Genomic DNA, 17,265 nt, shown 5'->3' with positions numbered 1-17,265 from the left:
CGTCTGCCTCGCCGCTGCCCGCACTCCCAATTGCAGTGACCGCAGCGCCGGCATGCCCTTGAAGATTTTTGCGAGCAAACGAGCGGTGGCCGAGGATCGTTCCGGATGGCCGTAGCAGAACGAAAGGAATTTGGCCTTGCCTACCTAAGAAGTGAATGTCACACTCTACCTGTAGTTTAGGTATTTGACCTTGCATTGAGAACGTTTGCCGTGGTTGGCGTCCGGCTGGGGCGGATTCGCCGTCCCTTCGATCTGACCTGAGTGTTAGGAGCATCCCTTGGCTTACGAATTGCCCACCAATTTGTATTCTTCCGAAGATCTGCTGCGCGGCTACGATCCAAATTCGAAGATGGGACTGGCGGAGGCGTGGGATTTTCGTGTCTTCCGACAATATGTCGCTGACGGCGCTGACAACCCGGCGACTTTGGATGTGCGGAGGAAGCAGGCCGACCACGATGCCAACATATCTGACGCGCTCAGACGCTTCCTGACGCAGGAGACGCCAAAGCTCGTCGGCATTATGGTTGGGCACGAGCTGTCGAGGGCGGAACCGGCCTATGCGACGCTAGCAAGGCTGGCGCGTCAACTGACCGAACAGGGCCTTATGATCGTTACGGGCGGCGGCCCTGGTGCGATGGAGGCTGCTCACGTCGGCGCGACCTTCGCAGGCGCTGACGATGCGGACTTCACAGCGGCGCTGTTCACCCTCGGGAAGGAGCCCTTGCTTCCTGTGCTGGATCAGCTCGTGACCAGCGACGGGGGGATCGCGCCGGGCCACGAGAAGCAATTCGACGACGCGAGGCGCTGGATCAACGCAGCCCTGGACGCAAGGAAGCGTGCACCGGCCAAGCCGAGCCTCAGCCTCGGCGTGCCCACCTGGCTCTACGGTCAGGAGCCGACCACGCCCTTTGCGACACACTACGCTAAGTTCTTCCTCAATAGCATCCGCGAGGAGACGCTGATCACCAACTCGCGCGCCGGCATCGTCTACGCGCGGGGCAGCGGCGGCACGATCCGCGAAATCTTCGAAGACGCCGAGCGAAACTGCTACGTCCCTGACGCAAAATCGTTCACGCCAATGATTTTCTTCGACGAGGATCGCTACTGGCAACGCGATGCCGAATACGATGCAAATGGTGATCCCATTCCCTCCAAGAAGGGCGTCAAGGTCGAAGATACCGTCCGCAACCTGTTCACCCTGGCGAGAGCTCGCAAGAAGGACGGCGTGGCCTGTCTGCTCAAGGTGAGATTCACGGTAGATGCGAAGGAGATCGGCGATGTGATGCGGCTCCACTCGGGCATAGCGCTGCAGAACTTGATGTTTGCGCTGGCCGACGAGCCTATGAAGGTGTCGACCAGCTTCCTGAGCAGAGCCTGACAGACAAACGGTCAAATGGCCATCGAGGAGAGGACACATCGCCATGCCGGTTGTGGTTTCGAACGCGGTCAATGGAATTCAGCTACGAGCAACTGCCTATCATGATTGCGACGACGTCCAGCTCTTTTGGCGCGTCTCCAGCGGTGGTGCTTCGGACGTAGCGATCCGGGGATGCCTGGGCTTCATGATTGAACGTCAGCGCCAGGTGGGCGGGAATTGGTCGCCCACGGAGATCCTGCGCAATCGCGTGGGCTTTACGGACCAGCCGACAACGGATGGCGCTGATGACGCAAATAGCTCAAGGCCGTCGAGTGTATGGCCTTTCCAAAGATACGAATGGACGGATCACGGCGCCAACAACGGCCAGACTGTCCGCTATCGCATCAACGTGGTGGGATCGTCCGCGGAAGGCATTGTCGGAGAAAGCACGCTGGTGTCCTTGGCGGATTCCGGCTGGACCGAAGCCATCGAGGTGAATGGCCAGGCCGGCAACGGCATAGAGGCGTATTTCAATCGCGGCTTCGTCATGTCTCAATTCGTCGCGCGCATCGCGCGTGAGAAGAACTGGAAGCCGCGCGACATCAAGGATCACATAGCCGACCTCGAAGAGCCTTTGAGGCGATTTCTCTCGGGTGAACTTCGGTTGGCGCTCCTGCGCTTGCTCGATGAAGTCATCGGGGATCCCAGGCTGGAGCTTTATCTGGCGATTTACGAGCTCTCAGATGAGGAACTGATCGCGCGGCTGAAGCTTTTGAAGCGTCGCGCGCACCTAGTCCTCTCGAATGGCTCCGACAAGGGGGGCGACGGCAACGCGGATGCCCGCGAGGAGCTGAAAGCGGCCGGCGTTGACGTCCACGACAGGATTCTCGGCTCGAAGGGCCTGGGTCACAACAAGTTCGCCGTCGTTGTGTCCACCAATGGCGACGTCGCAACGAAGGTTTGGACCGGAAGCACAAATTGGGCGCCGACCGGCCTCTGCACGCAGGCCAATAATGGGATCCTGTTTGTCGACCCAAAGATCGCCGGATTGTATTTCGAGCAGTGGGGCCGTCTTAAAGATGCTGGCAGCGACTTCACGCGGGATCTTCTGGGCGACAACGCCAAATCGCCGCGTCCGGCGAACGGGACAGACGTCTGGTTCACCCGGGTCCGAAGCAAGTCGAAGAAGAACGTCGGGAAGGGTATCGACATCGAAGCGCTCATTGAGCTCGTGACGGGCGCCAAGGACATAATCCTCTATGTGATGTTCCAGCCCGGTCCCGATCCACTCGCTGATATTGTCGCAAGGGCCTCAGAGATCTACGTCAGGGGTGTCGTCAGCACCGTCACGTCGGATGACCGCGAAAAATTCACGCTGAGAGGTGTCGATACCGAGCCCCATGAGTTTGAGACGGCTCTGGTGCAGCCCGAGGGCGTCGTGAAGTCCTTTTCGGACTGGATTGGGGAGGTGACGCGCAACCAGTTTCTGTTTCCCAACCAGAACCCGGGCGTCGGCCATGCGATTACGCACTCCAAAATGATCGTGATCGACCCTTTTTCAGACGACTGCAAGGTGGTCACCGGATCCCACAACTTTTCCGCCTCCGCCAGCGAGCAGAACGACGACAATTTTGTCGTGGTGCACGGCAATCGATCTCTGGCGGAGGCGTACAGTGTCGCCTGTCTTGCCACTTACGAGCACTATTCCTGGCGTGCCTACGTCAAGCGGCAGTTCGATCAGGGCAAGGTACCGTGGTCGCACTTATCGGACGATCCCGCGTGGCAGGGCCGCTATCTATCCGCTTCGCGCAAGAAGCACTTGGCAATATGGTGTCCACAGTAGCGTTCGATAAGGCACTGCCACGCTGAGTGGTACGATATCCTTCACTAGCGAATGGTTTCACGAATGGAATTGGATGCAAAACCGCCCGTCGAAGGCAGGAATTTCCGGTTCACGATCCTGGGTGGCGTCGGCGTAACCCGCATTACCGTCCGGCTGAGCGGGAAGGTGGTGCACGACAGCGATTGTCCCGACCCACCGTGTCACGAAGAAATGCGGATGCCGCAGGGCGTGGGCGGCGCGGAATTGGTCGTGATCGCCAAGGATTCGACCGGAAAGGTCCTGGAACGAAAATTCATTGTCGGCAAAACGGAAGGTCAGGCGGGCGGAGCCATGTCAGCCTGAGATCCTCTCCATGAGCGCGCTTCAAAAGTTTTTTCAAGAGCTGTCCAAGCTGCAGCCGACCACGTTGGCGGCTGTAACAGCCGTCGTAAGTGCGACCGCCGCCGTGATCGTTGGCGTCATTACCGGGGTGATCACCAAATTTGTCGTAGGTGCGCGCGACAGACAAGATAGAGAGGTCGAATGGCGTAAGCATGCGATCGAGCTCACCAAGCTCGACCTTGACCGCAAGCTCAAAACTCGAGCGCCGACAGACACACGGCCACTGAGGCCGAGCATCCTGGATTTCTTGGCCAACTATCGTGATCTGCAGGACCTCGATAAGGCCTCGCCGCGTGATCTTTATGCGACTATCCTGGCGATGCGGATCAAGAAGCAGAACACGACGACGCCCGAGCCGTCTCCCAAAGAGCCGCCCGCGGCTGCCGAGTACGAAGATTGACGGATCGTTCCCGCGGAAGTGTTTTTCGGACTAGGGCCAAACGTGGTTCACGATCTCGGCGAGACGGGCTCCCGCCTTGGCAAGTTGCTGTCGCTTGATAGCATCCGCCGACTGTAGGTACGCCGCTCGATCCGAGAAGGAGATCGTCCACTTCCTGGGACCTATCTTCGTGTAGGTCACATTCGCCATCGCCTGTTTCGCCACCGCGATCGTGTCCGTGGCCCAAATTGCTGACCAGTTCTCGATGCGGTCCGTATCGGCCGGAACGGCCTTTGCGACGTTCACCAAAGCCAGCGGGGCGGTGTTTCCCAGATCGGATGGGGTGTCGTCCCAGGAATGATGGAACGCGTCGTTTCCGGCGGTGATGCCTTTATCGTGGATCCAGTTGCCGCCCGCGGTTTCGGTCGACGGGTCGATCGTGTGCGTGACGTCCGGATCGACCAGGCTTCCGCTGGGATCGAGGTACGGCGCAGCGACATGAAGCGGCTGTGCCATGTCGCCCACGAGATGAGCGAGTATGAACAGAGCCTCTTTCTTGTCTTTGATGTCGAAGGGTGGCGGAGCCGGCCGGCCAAGCAGCACGGCGATCGCGGCGTTGGTAGCCGCGACCAGATCATGATCATTGGTACCCGCATAGTTTCGATCGAACTTGTCGCGCTGAACGGCCACGTCGTCGAAGTGGTACGTATTGTGACAGCCAAGATTGGCGGTCGCGCTCGCTCCTTCCGGATAGACGCAATCGATCCAGTTTCGGCCGGCGTAATCGACCATAGCGTTGCGGTCGTTCGCGAAGGGGGTGCATGGAGGTTCGTACTGAGGATCCACAACGTAGGCGAAGCTGCCATCGTTTTGCCTGTGCACGCTCTTCACGCAATCGAGCCATGGCCCGGCTTGCCGCAGGTCGACGCCCAGCAAGGTCTTCACCTGCTGCTTGGCGTTCGGGGTCAGTAGTTGGTCAGCAATGGACCCGACCAAGCGGTGTCCGTCGGGTCCCCAAGCGGACGCGGGCTTTGCCAAGAAGAGGCTCAAGAGCACAACGACGCTGGCGGCAATCTTAGCCATGACGAATCCTCGCGTGGGTAAAAGTTCAACACTTCATTCCATTCATGAGCCCACGGTCGCGGCGATCGCGATCGTGTTGGCGAGCGCCTCTGCCATCCGGCGGGCGCTCCAGTCACTGTGGTGGAGGCGGTCGGGATCGGTGGGATCGACCATCCGGTCAAAGGAGATCCGTTCTGCCTCATGCCACTGCTTCATCAATGCGAAGCGGTGGAACACGTTGACCGGGAAGCCGGCCCGGCTGGCTGCCGTCTCAATCAATGCCACCATTCGGTGTGCACGCTCCTCCATTGTCGGAGTGAGCACGGCCGGCACGTACTGAAGATCCATGAGCACGACGTCCATCAATTCATTTGCGAACATCGCGAGACCGCGTTGGATCGCGCCGGCGGTGGCGTCGAGATCCTGGTTCTTCCAAACCGCGTTGGTACCAACCTGCCAGACCACGACCGATGGTTGCTCGCCGAGTACGTCGCCCTGAATCCTTCGTAGCTCGTCCGGAGCTTCTTCACCGCCGACGCCGCGGTTGAGAACATCGAAATTCCTGCCCGGAAAGCCTGCCCGCAGTGCACGCTCAAGACGCTGCGGATAGGGCACGATGTCGCCTTCACCCGCCGTGGTCGACGAGCCGATCGCCACGATCTTGATTGCTCCGACGCCGGCCAAGCGTCCTGACAGCCACCGCATGTGGTGCTGAAAGCGCTTCGGTTGGGCCGGAATGGCGGTCTGATCGACTGCGGGCATGAGGTTCAGCTACGCGCTCGAGAGGTTCGATGGAATTTGGCGTCGAAATGTGACGGGGCGATTACGCTAGAGGCGACCGACATGGTTGGCTTTCTCCCATTTGAGCTCGATGTCGTCGGCGATACATTTCGGCGGCTGCGGGGCGCTTCGATCGAAGTAATGCCTGAAGTCCACGTGGACTCGCATGTTGTCGGGAATGTACGCCGCCATGCGGTCGAACAGCAGCACCGGACCGGCCTCGAACCGCCGATAGACCGATTTGTGCATTGGCGAGCTTGACGCACCGGTGTTTGGATCCACGGGAAGCTGACGCACCCCAGCCTTCAAGAATCCACCGGCCTGCTCGTTGTGTTGTTGGCCGGCAGGGTTCGGGGAAAGACGGAGGACGCCGCCGTCATGGTTGAGCCCGTCTGGAATCAGCGACGCGCCCGCGAGCATCCAGCTCAGAGCCACGTCGGAGAGCCTGGCTTCGTTCTCTAGATAGCCCCCGCCGATATCGGCATGTACGCCGGGAAACCACACTTGTTCAAAGAACAGATTGCCTTGGGCATCGCGCCGATCTTGTTTCTCCGCCGTCGGCGACCAGGGCACTCGCTTGAAATCCGCACGATTCTCGTCGATCGAGATCGCATGTTTGGCGTAGCCGACATTTGGGTTCAAAGTGGTGTCGTAGAATTTGTGCTTCGGTGGCGCCAGGTGAAGCGTCAGCAGACGCCAGGCTAAGCTGTAGCCCGGCAACGGCGGGGCTATCTTGAGATAATTCATCAGAAAGCCAATCAGCGCGGCCGCGACGCCGAGGTAGCTCAGGATCCGAGCGGCCCAGCCGGCCCAAGGGAAAAACGGCTCGAGCGCACGGTCTCCCCAATTCAGCCCCACCAGGACAGCGATGCCAAGAGCCACGAGCGCAGGGCCGAGATATTTGTGACCGAGAGCCGCAACCGTATCGAACACACCGATGAAGTAAGGAAACACGTTGGCCTGCTCGGCCTCGCCGACGGTCCGTGAACTCCCATGTTCGCGCCTGAATTTGGCTGCGATGAGATCGCGTGTCTCGAGCAGGAACTGGCGGTAGCCCTTGGTGTCCTTGCGGCGATAAGAGGGGCAGAACTGATACACGTCCTTGACGCCATGTTCGGCCAGCTTTCGCAGGCTTTTCGGATCGCGTCTCAGTGGAGAGCCGTCCGGCATATGTCGCGGGATGCCGCAATAGGTCAAAACGCCGGCGACGGAACGCACCGTGTAGGCACCGCGGCTGAACCCGATCAGATAGATGCGATCGTCGGGCTCATACAGGTTGATGATCGCGGCGTAGCAGTCAACGATGTTGCGGGTGATGCCGAGACCCGTTGCCATGCTGGCGAGGTTGTAGAGCCATCGGATCCAGCCAATCTTGAAATGACCGCCGTCGGATGCCGAGCCGAGACCAGGATCATAGAAGGCGACCTGCTCCGAAGGCTCGACCTTGGTGTCGGGACCGACACGGCAGGCTCGATAGAGCTTGTAGACGTTGGTTCGGGCTTCGTCGAAATTGATGCCGCCGGCCTGTCCGGTGCCGTCGGAGAAAATGAGAATATTTTTCGGCATTGCACACTATCCCCCAAAAAGTGCGCCCAACACCTCGATTATATCACAGATTGTGTAAGTTGAAGTGTGACCTGCCTTACTCTTGAGGACCAGGACGGTTGCCTCGCTACTTGCCGTTGACAAGCTTGACGCCGATCCTGTCAGCGAGAATGACGAGGTCTGCGTACACGGCGTCGATAGTCAGCAGGTCCAGCGGAGCGCCTACGGGCGATAAATTTGCCGCGGCGACGCGATCGCCGAAGATCACGATCGACAAAGCGCGGTCGTCCTGGCGAGACACCCAGCAAAGTCCCTCGGCATGGGGGCAAGCAGCGTGAATAGCTTCGGCCCATTTCCGAGTGTTCGGATACTCGTTCTTCTCGGTATCGATGAGCTGACTGCGTGGAATCCCGAGCCTTTTGAGTGCCGTCACGCTGAGATCGGCCAGTTTCAGGTCTCGTTTCGGCGTCACTTGCGAATAAACGTGGCCGGCCAGCTTTTGCTTGTCGAAGGTCTTTAGTCCAGCGACAAAAGGCACGTCATGAAAGACGGTTTCCATGGCCGCGCAATCGAAGGCCGTGCCGCCATAAAGAGTAGGGATGTTCGCGCCGCTTGAAGCTTTGATCGGACTGAACCGGGCATTGCCATTTGGGCCTGGATTGAATTGGCTGCTGCCATAGGCTTTTGGATGGATCCGATGAATGATCTGGCCTTTCGGCCAGGTCATCATGTTCACCAGATTGGCGAAGCCGGCGGGCGGAGCCGGTACGACCGATTGCGGGGATGGGGTAGGCGGGGCTGGCCGCGGCCTGGCGATCTTCGTCCGGGCAGCCGGGCGGCCAACACCGGACTTCTTCTTAGCCATGGAGCACGCCGGCTGCCTCGTCCTCGGCCGCTGCGACAACGCGATCAGGTTCGCTTATCAGCAAGTCCTGCGGCCGCTTGCCTCCAAGGAAGCTGTTGACCGACGCAAACCAATAGGCAAGTCCCCAATCGTCCTTGTTTCCGCGGAAGACCTCCAGCACTCGTGCAAGGTCTTTGGCGGGTCGATAATCCGTCGATGGACCGAAAGCGTAGCCCGGGAAATAGTCGACCCCGTGATGACGCACGGCGAAGATCTGCCGATCCTTTTTCCATTTGTTCGGTTGAGCGCTCGGATTGCTCGTACTAAACCCCGCCATCTCGGCAACCTCTGCTGCCGTCATCCATTCGCCGGTTTCCAGCACGCCCTTGCGGGCTTGGGCTGTCATCCGAGCCTCAATCAGCTTGTGCTGGGGCATCGGGACGTCGGGCACGATAGCCTCGATGATCGACAGGTATTTCGCCTCGTGGCGGCGCTCAATAATGCCGGGGATCAGCGCGGCGAGGCCGGCAACCGCATCGAGGAGCACGTGAGCAAGCGCTTTATTGCCATGCTGCAATGTCAAAGCAACAACTTGATCCACGGGCAAATGGGCAAGTTTTTTTCGGACTTCGTCGGGGGTCCCGGTAACGGTTCCGACACCTGAGATCTCAAGAGCTTTTTCTTTGGTTGTCATGGCTTGAATTCCGATGATATAGGTTATCTATATAGCTTAATAACCTAAATCATCAAGCCCTCTTGAGCCTATCTGCGGGACGCCAAACCCTTCTTTAGCCGATTGCGCTCATAAGCTCGGCAAGCCTTGGAGGAACAGGCTTCCGGCGGCTCGATTCAGGTCGCACGTGTCACGACCAGCTGCTGGGATTGTCTTGCACACTTTCATCGCGATCTGTCCCTGCCCGGTAACCGGTCAGCCCAATAAGCATTTGAACTCTCAGTCGTTTCAACGGAATTACGTCCGATACCAACAAAAGACGAGCAAGCTGACGCGCACTATTAGCTGGTGAAAATAAAATTGCAGGCTCCCCGGCAGCAGGCGCGCCCGATGCCGTTTCGGTCTCGGCAATCGCGCCGCTGACCGCGCGACGCTGATCCGCGATCTGTTGGAAGTGACGATGGCCTGCCAACGTTTGCCAATATGCCGCGCAACAACCTTCCGTCAGACCAGTCTCGGTGATTGGAGATTGTATGCCGACTGGGGTATCGGGCCGCTCGATCCAGCCGTTGCGGAGAAGAGCTCGGTCTTGGCGTATCTGGAAGGCCTGAAGCCGCGACCCAGCCGGCATTTCGAAGCCGATTTAAGAACTGGCGGTGATGCTGATCGAACACTTGGAATCGTCTCTAGAGAGCGCTGCTTTTCCCAGCTGGCAGTGTTGGCCGCATTATTGAGGAGTGGTTATCGGCAGCCGTGCGGCCGTGCTGGAAACCCGCGCCATGAACGGGTGCGAGTAAGGTCAACGCCTGATCTTTGAGAGATGGGCAGCCGAGCTCTGGCTTCGCCGCTCTTTCGCCTCGGTGCCTAGGCGCGCCACCGTCGTGATGATCGCCGCAAGCAGTACGATCCAAAAACAGACGCCGAAGACGATCAAAAGCAATTTGCGCATGTCGCTTCTCGGGCCGATGAGCGGAGCGGACGCGCCGAGTATGTTGGTGCGCGAGCTCCGCCATGGGTCCCGGACGGGGCAATGTCCGGTGCACACAGCCTAGCGTCCACGTTGGTAGCCGCAATCTAAGTCGCGAGTTAAGCTTGACGTCGTGGTCGCAGGTTAAATCCGGAACTGCTTTCGCAGACCCATTGAGAGAACACTTGGCAATGCTCGTACATCGCGCCATGAAGCGCAGGGGGAGGGCGAACCGTGCAAACAATCGGACGTCGGCTGCTGAGGCACGGCATGGCTCTATTTCTGCTGGGGCTGCTCACCGGCTTGCCGAGCAGCACTTCTCCAACATCAGGATGGCACTTGCGGCCCATCCTGAAGGCCTGATGAATGGCACCTTGCCTGTTGGCGCTGGGAGGTTGTTGGGCGCACGTTCGGCTCTCCGCCGCGCTCGAACGCGCCGCGCAGCGCTCTTGGGTGGGACATATGGCATTTGGGCGACGACGACGGTCGCGGCCGCGACGGGCGCAGCCGCACTTTCACCGATAACGGCCGCGGATCGAGGTGCGCCGGCCTGGCAAGAGATGCTGGTGACGACCGGCTTCGTGTCGGTCGGGATCCTTATGCTGATCAGCACCTGCCTTGTTCTTTGGGGCCTCCGTCGCTGAGGTGGGTAGAACGCGCAACCAAGATCTCGCGAACCATTGCCTCCCACCGCCCGGCGTTTGCCGCGATCGAATCGAGGAGGGCGGCCACATCGGCACGACCGAGGTCGCCACGATCAATGTGTGGTCCACAAATGCCAACTTTGCTCAGACTCGTCTGATGAGCACTGCCAAATCACGTGGCGTGAGAGGAGAGAGAATGCCCCTGCTCCGGCAAGTAAGACGATAGCTGGCGAACAGGAACGACGCTTTCAAGAAAACGCTGTGTACGCCGATCAAAATGCGCATAAAGACGCAGGTGATGGCGTTGCGGGGCTTCCAATTCTGGCGGCGCCTCGGTCGAAACCGATTCATCGTCTCCGCGAGCAGCCATGGAGAGAATGACTTCGGTTCGCAACACATTCGAAATTCCATTTCATTGACGATACGAGCAGTGCGCCGCATGATTTGCTCATCGCATCAACGCGGCGTGTGAAGCGCCGACGGAAAGATTTTCTCTCGACGCAGCTCCGCACGGAACATGCGCAACGCGAACCGTTGCGCAGGCGGTGGAGCCGTGCCAGCGCAGGAGCTACAGCCCGATGACTAACGAGACCAGGCGCGGCGGATCGACCCTCGACCGGCGTCACTTGCTTCGGGCGGGCCTTGCGGCAGCCTTTGCCGCGCCGCTCGGGGCTCTTGGCGCGCAGGCCTTCGCGCCGCGCGCCCCAGCGCCCGGCATCGATCTCTCGGAGTTTCCGCTGTGCCGGACGGCATCCGACGCCCCCGCGCTCACCGGCGCGCCGCGCAAGTTGAAGCTCTCGTGGAATGCCGGCGCGGTCTGCCTCGCGCCGCTGCCCGTCGCTATCGAGCATGGCTTCTTCCAGAAGCAGAATCTCGATGTCGAGCTCGTCAACTATTCCGGCTCGACCGATCAGCTGCTTGAGGCGATCGCGATCGCAAAGAGCGATGCCGGTCTCGGCATGGCGCTGCGCTGGCTGAAGCCGCTGGAGCAGGGCTTCGACGTCAAGATCGCCGCCGGCACCCATGGCGGCTGCATGCGCGTGCTAAGCCACGCCGATTCCAGCGTGAGCAAGCTCGCCGACCTCAAGGGCAAAATCGTCGCCGTCGGCGATCTCGCCGGTCCGGACAAGAACTTCTTCTCGATTCAGCTCGCCAAGCTCGGCATCGATCCGAACAAGGACGTCGACTGGCGCGCTTATCCCGGCAACCTGCTCAACGTCGCCGTGGAAAAGGGCGAGGTGCAGGCCTTCCTGTCATCCGACCCGCTGGCCTATCTCTGGCTGAAAGATACCCAGTACAAGGAGATCGCCTCCAACCTCGACGGTGATTATCGGGACAAGAGCTGTTGCATCGTGGGCTTGCGTGGCAGCCTCGTGCGCGAGGAGCCGCAAGTCGCACGCGCCATCACGCAGGCGCTGCTCGATGCCGCGAAGTTCACCTCGCAGAACCCGGCGGTGGCGGCGAAGTCGTTCCAGCCCTACGCGCCGAAGGCGGCGACGCTCGCCGATATCGAAGGCATGGTGCGCTACCACACCCATCATCATCATCCCACAGGCGAGGTGCTCAAACGCGAGCTCAAGGCCTATGCTGACGATTTGAAGAGCGTGCAGGTCTTCAAGCAGAGCACCGATACCGCCAAATTCGCGGAGCGCATTTATGTCGACGTATTCGCTGTCTGACGGGCTTGCCTCGGGCGCGCCGCGCCTCTCGCGTGCTCCGCTGCTCGCGTGGCTGCAGGAATCCGGTGTCGGCGTTCTCGCCAGCGTCGCCTGGATCGCCTTCGGGCTGTCCTGCCTGTTGTGGGAGGACGTCGGGGACTGGTCACGCACGCATTCGCTCGGTATTGCGGCCTTCATCGTTGCCGCACTCGCTCTGTTCGGAACTGTCAGCGCCGATTACCTGGGATCGGCCGGCCGCGGCTTGCGCCAGCGCGCGCCCTGGCTGGTCGCGCTCGGTGCTTTCCTGACCCTGTGGGAGCTCGCGACCGCCAAATTCGCCTGGCTGCCGCTGCCGTTCTTTCCGCCGCCCCAATCGATCGTCGAGATCTATACCGATGATCTGCCAAAGCTGCTCGACAGTGTCTTTGCCTCGGTCAAGCTCCAGCTCGGCGGTTATCTGATTGGCGCGGTTATCGGCTTCCTCACCGGCGTCTCGATCGGCTGGTCGCGCGCGGTGGGCTATTGGGTGCATCCGGTGCTGCGCTTCATCGGCCCGCTGCCGGCGACCGCCTGGCTGCCGATCGCCTTCTTCACGTTTCCGTCGAGCTGGAGCGCCTCGACCTTCCTGATCGCACTCGCAACCGGATTTCCGGTGACCGTGCTGACGTGGTCCGGCGTGGCAAGCGTCAGCAGCGCCTATTACGACGTCGCGCGCACCTTGGGCGCCAAGCCGTCCTTTCTGGTGCTGAAGGTCGCGATCCCCGCCGCGCTTCCGCACGTCTTTGTCGGCCTGTTCATGGGGCTCGGCTCGTCGTTCGCCGTGCTCGTCGTCGCCGAGATGATCGGCGTCAAGGCCGGGCTCGGCTGGTACCTGCAATGGGCGCAGGGCTGGGCCGCCTACGCCAACATGTATGCGGCGCTGATCGTGATGTCGCTGCTCTGCTCCGGCGCAATCACGCTGCTGTTCGCGATCCGCGATCGCCTGCTGGTCTGGCAGAAGGGGACGGTCAAATGGTAGAAGCAGCTGTCGCAGAAGCGGTGACGCATCCGCTCGCCGGCGCCGCGCTCGATATCGAGCAGGTCAGCCACGCCTTCGACATCGACGGTGCCGAGCTTCCGGTGCTCAGCGATGTCAGCATCGCCGTCGAGCCCGGCGAGTTCGTCGCGCTGCTCGGCCCTTCCGGCTGCGGCAAGTCGACCTTGCTGCGTCTCGTCGCAGGCCTCGACAAGCCGAAAGCAGGAACGTTGCGCGAGGACGAGAGCCGCATCAGGAACCCGCACCCTTCGCGCGTCGTCGTGTTCCAGGATCCGACGCTGTTTCCCTGGCGCTCGGTCTGGGACAATGTCGCCCTCGGGCTGGAAGCGCAGGGCATCCTGAAGCGGCAGCGCCACCGCGTCGATGCCGCGCTCGACCTGGTCGGGCTGTCGGATTTCCGCAATGCCTATCCGCACCAGCTTTCCGGCGGCATGGCGCAGCGCGTCGCGCTGGCGCGTGCGCTGGTCAACGGTCCCAAAATCCTGATCCTGGACGAGCCGCTCGGCAAGCTCGACTCGCTCACCCGCATCACCATGCAGGCCGAGCTGGTCTCGCTGTGGCAGCGCAAGGGTTTCACCACGCTGCTGGTGACGCATGATGCCGAGGAAGCGCTGGTGCTCGCCAACCGCGTCATCGTCTTCAGCGACCGTCCGGCGCGTGTCAAGGCCGACATCCGCGTCGACCGGCCCTATCCGCGCCATCGCGGCGATCCTTATCTCGCCGATCTACGCCGCCAGATCCTCGGCCTGCTGGGGTTGGATGCCACATGGTGACTTCTATAGCCAGAGGACGCACGGCCCACAGCGAGCCCGATTACATCGCACGCGCCGAAGCATTGGCCGAGCGCTTTGCTGCGTGTGCGGTCGAGCACGACCGCACCGCCAGCTTCCCGTTCGAGAATTTCCGCGAGCTGTCCGAAGCAGGCCTGCTGTCGCTGACCGTGCCCGCAGCCCACGGCGGCGCGGGCGCCGGCGCCAGATACAGCGCGCGCGTGATCGGTATCATAGGCAAGGCCGATCCGTCGACCGCGCTGGTGCTGTCGATGCATTACATCAATCATCCGGTGATGGGGCGGAGCCCGGCCTGGCCGTTACGGCTGGCGCGCAAGCTCGCGCGCGAGACGGTCGAGGGTGTTGCGCTCGTCAACGCGCTGCGGGTCGAGCCGGAGCTTGGCTCGCCGGTGCGCGGCGGCTTGCCGGCGACGATCGCCCGGCGCACCGAGACCGGCTGGCGCCTGACCGGCCACAAGATCTATTCGACGGGATCGCCGATCCTGAAATGGTACCTGGTCTGGGCGCGCACCGACGAGGCCGAGCCCCGGGTCGGACAATTCCTGGTGCCGGCGGGCCTGCCGGGCACGCGCATCGTCGAGACCTGGGACCATCACGGCCTGCGCGCCAGCGGCAGCCACGACGTCATCTTCGAGGACGTCGTGATCCCGCTCGATGCCGAGATCGATGTTCGCAAGCCTGCGGACTGGCGCGGGCCCGACGTGACGCAGGCGACCGTCCATACGATCCTGGTCGCCGCGATCTATGACGGTGTCGCCCGCGCCGCGCGCGACTGGCTGATTTCCTTCCTGAAGCAGCGCGTTCCGGCCAGCCTTGGCGCGCCGCTGGCAAGCTTGCCCCGCGCGCAAGAGATCCTCGGCGCCATCGAGGCCCGGCTCGCGGTCAATGCGCGGTTGATCTCATCCTTCGCGGGTGATTTCGACGAGGGTATCGAGCTCTCCGCCTCGGAGTCGAACGTCATCAAGCTGACCGTAACCAACAATGCCGTTGCCGCGGTCGAGGACGCGCTGTCGCTGACCGGCAATCACGGTCTCTCCCGCACCAATCCGCTGGAGCGGCATTATCGCGACGTCCTTTGTGGCCGCGTGCACACGCCGCAGGACGATTCCACGCGCGTCGGCCTCGGCCGTGCCGCATTGGGACTCTAGATTTCCGCCAAACAATCAGGGAGACGATCATGTCGGTCGAGTTCATCGGCTTTATCGCCAACAGCAATGCTTCCGAGACCATCGTGCGCCAGGGGCCGGTGCTCGATCCCGCCTATATCGAGACGGTCGCGAAGGCGCACGAGCTCGCCGGTTTCGACCGCGCGCTGCTGGCGTTCCATTCGACCACGCCGGATGCACTCCAGGTTGCCCAGCACGTGCTGACCATCACCAAGAAGCTCAAGGTGATGATTGCACAGCGGCCGGGCTTCACCGCGCCGACGCTGCTGGCGCGTCAACTTGCGACGCTTGACCAGCTCTATGGCGGCCGCGTCTCGCTGCACGTCATCACCGGGGGCAATGCGATCGAGCTCAGACAGGACGGCAACACGCTCGACGACAAGGACGAGCGTTACGTCCGTACCAGCGAATTCCTCGATGTGGTGCGGCTGGAATGGACCAGCGACAAGCCGTTCAACTACAGCGGCAAGTACTACAACGTGGAGAATGGCTTTTCGCAAGTGAAGCCGCTCCAGACGGGTGGCATCTACACCTTCGTCGGCGGCGGCTCGGATTCCGCGATCGAGGTTGCGGGCAAGCATGCCGACACGTTTGCGCTGTGGGGTGAGTCCTACGCGCAGGTGCGCGACGTCACTGCGCGGGTACGCGCGGCGGCTGCCAAGCATGGCAGGCCGACGCCACGCTTCAGCCTGTCCGTGCGACCGATCCTTGCCGATACCGAGGAGCAGGCGTGGAGAAAGGCAGAGACGATTCTGGAGCGCGCTACCGCGCTTCAGGACCAGACCGGCTATCGCCGGCCCAATCACGCGACCGATGGCGCCAAACGATTGTTGGCGCTCGCCGACCAGGGCAGCCGGATCGACAAGCGGCTCTGGACCGAAATCGCAAAGCTCACCGGCGCCAACAGCAACACCACCGCGTTGGTCGGCACGCCTGAGCAGGTCGCCGAGGTCTTCGCCGACTATTATGATCTCGGCGTCAGCCACTTCCTGATCCGCGGCTTCGATCCGCTTCCCGATGCCATCGAATATGGCCGCGAGTTGATCCCGCTGACGCGCGAGCTCATCGCCAAGCGCCAGGTGACCCATGGCGAGGCGGCGGAATGATCCGTCTCGTGCTGGCCGGCGCGCTGCTGCTCGGTTCGCTTGAACTTACGGCAGCGCAAACCACGCTTCGGGTCGGCGACCAGAAGGGCAATTCGCAGGCCGTCATGGAGGCGGCAGGCGCGCTGAAGGACGTTCCCTACAAGATCGAGTGGAAGGAGTTTCCGGCGGCCGCGCCCCTGCTGGAGGCGTTGAGCGCCGGCGCGATCGAGACTGGGGTCGTTGGCGATGCGCCTTTCACCTTCGCCGCCGCCTCCGGCGCGCCGGTGAAGGCGATCGCCGCGATACGCCAGACCCGCGAAGGCCTTGCGATCCTGGTGCCCGAGAATTCGCCGATCAAGAGCTTCGCCGATCTGCGCGGCAAGAAAATCGCAACCGGCCGCGGCTCGATCGGCCATCAGCTGATCCTGGCCGCACTGGAGAAGAACGGCTGGGGTGCGAGCGACGTGCAGATTGCATTCCTGGCGCCATCGGACGCCAAGATCGCCTACACCCAAGGCTCGGTCGATGCCTGGTCAACGTGGGAGCCCTATGTCAGCCAGGAGGAGGTGCTGTTCAGATCGCGCCGCATCATCACCTCGGAAGGCCTGACGCCGGGCCTGAGTTTTCAGGTGGCGCGGCCCGACGCCATCCGCGACAAGCGCGCGGAGCTGACCGACTTCATCCGCCGCCTCACTGCTGCGCGGGCTTGGTCGCTGAACAATGTGAATAGCTACGCCGAGACCTGGGGCAAGCTGATGAACATCCCGACCGCCGTGCCGCAGAATTGGCTTTCGCGCGCAAAGATCCAGATCGCGCCGATCGACGACAGCGTCGTCGCCGACGAGCAGAACACCATCGATCTCTATTTTCGCTGGGGTCTGATCAAGCAAAAGCTCGATGCTGCCGAGGTCGTGGATCGCTCGTTCGCTGACGCGATTGTGAAAGCGGGGTTGTAACCACCATCTCGTGTCTTGGACGCGGTGCAGCATGCGCCGCGGGCCAGCTCCGATCGATTCACCTTTATGCTTCGATCGAATACTCCGCCAGAATGGAT

16 protein-coding genes are annotated in these 17,265 nt (G+C 61.5%); 10 read left to right on the top strand and 6 right to left on the bottom strand.

The window, feature by feature from the left end:
• The first annotated feature begins 277 nt into the window (after positions 1–277).
• From AC0L3U_RS31695 to AC0L3U_RS31680, 4 genes are all read left to right on the top strand, one after another.
• Complete coding sequence (locus tag AC0L3U_RS31695) at positions 278–1,378, top strand: hypothetical protein (protein WP_259219246.1); 1,101 nt, start codon at positions 278–280, stop codon at positions 1,376–1,378.
• Between the two features lie 43 nt (positions 1,379–1,421).
• Positions 1,422–3,200: a phospholipase D-like domain-containing protein gene (locus AC0L3U_RS31690; RefSeq protein WP_259219247.1), complete on the top strand. Its 1,779-nt coding sequence runs from the start codon at positions 1,422–1,424 to the stop codon at positions 3,198–3,200.
• 63 nt (positions 3,201–3,263) lie between these two features.
• Entirely contained in the window at positions 3,264–3,542 is a 279-nt protein-coding gene (locus AC0L3U_RS31685) for a hypothetical protein (protein WP_259219248.1), read from the top strand.
• A 10-nt stretch (positions 3,543–3,552) separates the two neighbouring features.
• Entirely contained in the window at positions 3,553–3,981 is a 429-nt protein-coding gene (locus AC0L3U_RS31680; RefSeq protein WP_259219249.1) for a hypothetical protein, read from the top strand.
• Positions 3,982–4,011: 30 nt separating this feature from the next.
• Here the strand turns inward: AC0L3U_RS31680 and AC0L3U_RS31675 are convergent, their stop codons facing one another.
• From AC0L3U_RS31675 to AC0L3U_RS31650, 6 genes are all read right to left on the bottom strand, one after another.
• Positions 4,012–5,043, bottom strand: a complete 1,032-nt coding sequence (locus AC0L3U_RS31675; protein ID WP_259219250.1) for a S1/P1 nuclease — start codon at positions 5,041–5,043, stop codon at positions 4,012–4,014.
• 42 nt (positions 5,044–5,085) lie between these two features.
• On the bottom strand, positions 5,086–5,784 hold the full coding sequence (locus tag AC0L3U_RS31670; protein ID WP_259219251.1) for an SGNH/GDSL hydrolase family protein: 699 nt from the start codon (positions 5,782–5,784) through the stop codon (positions 5,086–5,088).
• A 66-nt stretch (positions 5,785–5,850) separates the two neighbouring features.
• Entirely contained in the window at positions 5,851–7,368 is a 1,518-nt protein-coding gene (locus AC0L3U_RS31665) for a DUF2235 domain-containing protein (RefSeq protein WP_259219252.1), read from the bottom strand.
• A 106-nt stretch (positions 7,369–7,474) separates the two neighbouring features.
• Positions 7,475–8,212 carry an RES family NAD+ phosphorylase gene (locus AC0L3U_RS31660; protein WP_259219253.1) on the bottom strand — a complete coding sequence of 246 codons (738 nt, stop codon included), beginning with the start codon at positions 8,210–8,212 and terminating at the stop codon, positions 7,475–7,477.
• Complete coding sequence (locus AC0L3U_RS31655) at positions 8,205–8,885, bottom strand: hypothetical protein (protein WP_259219254.1); 681 nt, start codon at positions 8,883–8,885, stop codon at positions 8,205–8,207. Before AC0L3U_RS31655 ends, AC0L3U_RS31660 begins: the two co-directional genes overlap by 8 nt.
• 778 nt (positions 8,886–9,663) lie before the next feature.
• The gene (locus AC0L3U_RS31650) at positions 9,664–9,813 is read right to left on the bottom strand and encodes a hypothetical protein (protein ID WP_259219255.1); all 150 of its coding nucleotides are present in this window, start codon (positions 9,811–9,813) and stop codon (positions 9,664–9,666) included.
• Between the two features lie 1,240 nt (positions 9,814–11,053).
• On the opposite strand from AC0L3U_RS31650, the gene AC0L3U_RS31645 reads away from it, so the two are divergent.
• Genes AC0L3U_RS31645 through AC0L3U_RS31620 form a run of 6 tightly spaced genes read left to right on the top strand, consistent with a single transcriptional unit; the run spans position 11,054 to position 17,167 of the window.
• Positions 11,054–12,154, top strand: a complete 1,101-nt coding sequence (locus AC0L3U_RS31645) for an ABC transporter substrate-binding protein (protein WP_259219256.1) — start codon at positions 11,054–11,056, stop codon at positions 12,152–12,154.
• Positions 12,132–13,151, top strand: coding sequence for an ABC transporter permease (locus AC0L3U_RS31640; RefSeq protein ID WP_259219257.1), 1,020 nt, complete (start codon positions 12,132–12,134; stop codon positions 13,149–13,151). The genes AC0L3U_RS31645 and AC0L3U_RS31640 overlap by 23 nt, the downstream gene beginning before the upstream one ends.
• Positions 13,145–13,942: an ABC transporter ATP-binding protein gene (locus tag AC0L3U_RS31635; protein WP_259219259.1), complete on the top strand. Its 798-nt coding sequence runs from the start codon at positions 13,145–13,147 to the stop codon at positions 13,940–13,942. The genes AC0L3U_RS31640 and AC0L3U_RS31635 overlap by 7 nt, the downstream gene beginning before the upstream one ends.
• Positions 13,936–15,108 carry an acyl-CoA dehydrogenase family protein gene (locus tag AC0L3U_RS31630; protein ID WP_259219260.1) on the top strand — a complete coding sequence of 391 codons (1,173 nt, stop codon included), beginning with the start codon at positions 13,936–13,938 and terminating at the stop codon, positions 15,106–15,108. The genes AC0L3U_RS31635 and AC0L3U_RS31630 overlap by 7 nt, the downstream gene beginning before the upstream one ends.
• 29 nt (positions 15,109–15,137) lie before the next feature.
• Positions 15,138–16,232 carry an LLM class flavin-dependent oxidoreductase gene (locus AC0L3U_RS31625; protein ID WP_259219261.1) on the top strand — a complete coding sequence of 365 codons (1,095 nt, stop codon included), beginning with the start codon at positions 15,138–15,140 and terminating at the stop codon, positions 16,230–16,232.
• Positions 16,229–17,167 carry an ABC transporter substrate-binding protein gene (locus AC0L3U_RS31620; RefSeq protein ID WP_259219264.1) on the top strand — a complete coding sequence of 313 codons (939 nt, stop codon included), beginning with the start codon at positions 16,229–16,231 and terminating at the stop codon, positions 17,165–17,167. Before AC0L3U_RS31625 ends, AC0L3U_RS31620 begins: the two co-directional genes overlap by 4 nt.
• The last annotated feature ends 98 nt before the right edge of the window (positions 17,168–17,265 follow it).

This window comes from Bradyrhizobium sp. Kon69, assembly GCF_055807515.1.
The sequence above is the reverse complement of the archived record's forward strand: the minus strand, read 5'-3'. Positions and strand labels throughout refer to the sequence as shown.

Excerpts from the sequence above, each read along its gene's own strand:
- AC0L3U_RS31690 (WP_259219247.1), top strand. The coding sequence starts at position 1,422 with ATGCCGGTTGTGGTTTCGAACGCGGTCAATGGAATTCAGCTACGAGCA.
- AC0L3U_RS31685 (WP_259219248.1), top strand. The coding sequence starts at position 3,264 with ATGGAATTGGATGCAAAACCGCCCGTCGAAGGCAGGAATTTCCGGTTC.
- AC0L3U_RS31680 (WP_259219249.1), top strand. The coding sequence starts at position 3,553 with ATGAGCGCGCTTCAAAAGTTTTTTCAAGAGCTGTCCAAGCTGCAGCCG.
- AC0L3U_RS31675 (WP_259219250.1), bottom strand. The coding sequence starts at position 5,043 with ATGGCTAAGATTGCCGCCAGCGTCGTTGTGCTCTTGAGCCTCTTCTTG.
- AC0L3U_RS31670 (WP_259219251.1), bottom strand. The coding sequence starts at position 5,784 with ATGCCCGCAGTCGATCAGACCGCCATTCCGGCCCAACCGAAGCGCTTT.
- AC0L3U_RS31665 (WP_259219252.1), bottom strand. The coding sequence starts at position 7,368 with ATGCCGAAAAATATTCTCATTTTCTCCGACGGCACCGGACAGGCCGGC.
- AC0L3U_RS31660 (WP_259219253.1), bottom strand. The coding sequence starts at position 8,212 with ATGGCTAAGAAGAAGTCCGGTGTTGGCCGCCCGGCTGCCCGGACGAAG.
- AC0L3U_RS31655 (WP_259219254.1), bottom strand. The coding sequence starts at position 8,885 with ATGACAACCAAAGAAAAAGCTCTTGAGATCTCAGGTGTCGGAACCGTT.
- AC0L3U_RS31650 (WP_259219255.1), bottom strand. The coding sequence starts at position 9,813 with ATGCGCAAATTGCTTTTGATCGTCTTCGGCGTCTGTTTTTGGATCGTA.
- AC0L3U_RS31645 (WP_259219256.1), top strand. The coding sequence starts at position 11,054 with ATGACTAACGAGACCAGGCGCGGCGGATCGACCCTCGACCGGCGTCAC.
- AC0L3U_RS31640 (WP_259219257.1), top strand. The coding sequence starts at position 12,132 with ATGTCGACGTATTCGCTGTCTGACGGGCTTGCCTCGGGCGCGCCGCGC.
- AC0L3U_RS31635 (WP_259219259.1), top strand. The coding sequence starts at position 13,145 with ATGGTAGAAGCAGCTGTCGCAGAAGCGGTGACGCATCCGCTCGCCGGC.
- AC0L3U_RS31630 (WP_259219260.1), top strand. The coding sequence starts at position 13,936 with ATGGTGACTTCTATAGCCAGAGGACGCACGGCCCACAGCGAGCCCGAT.
- AC0L3U_RS31625 (WP_259219261.1), top strand. The coding sequence starts at position 15,138 with ATGTCGGTCGAGTTCATCGGCTTTATCGCCAACAGCAATGCTTCCGAG.
- AC0L3U_RS31620 (WP_259219264.1), top strand. The coding sequence starts at position 16,229 with ATGATCCGTCTCGTGCTGGCCGGCGCGCTGCTGCTCGGTTCGCTTGAA.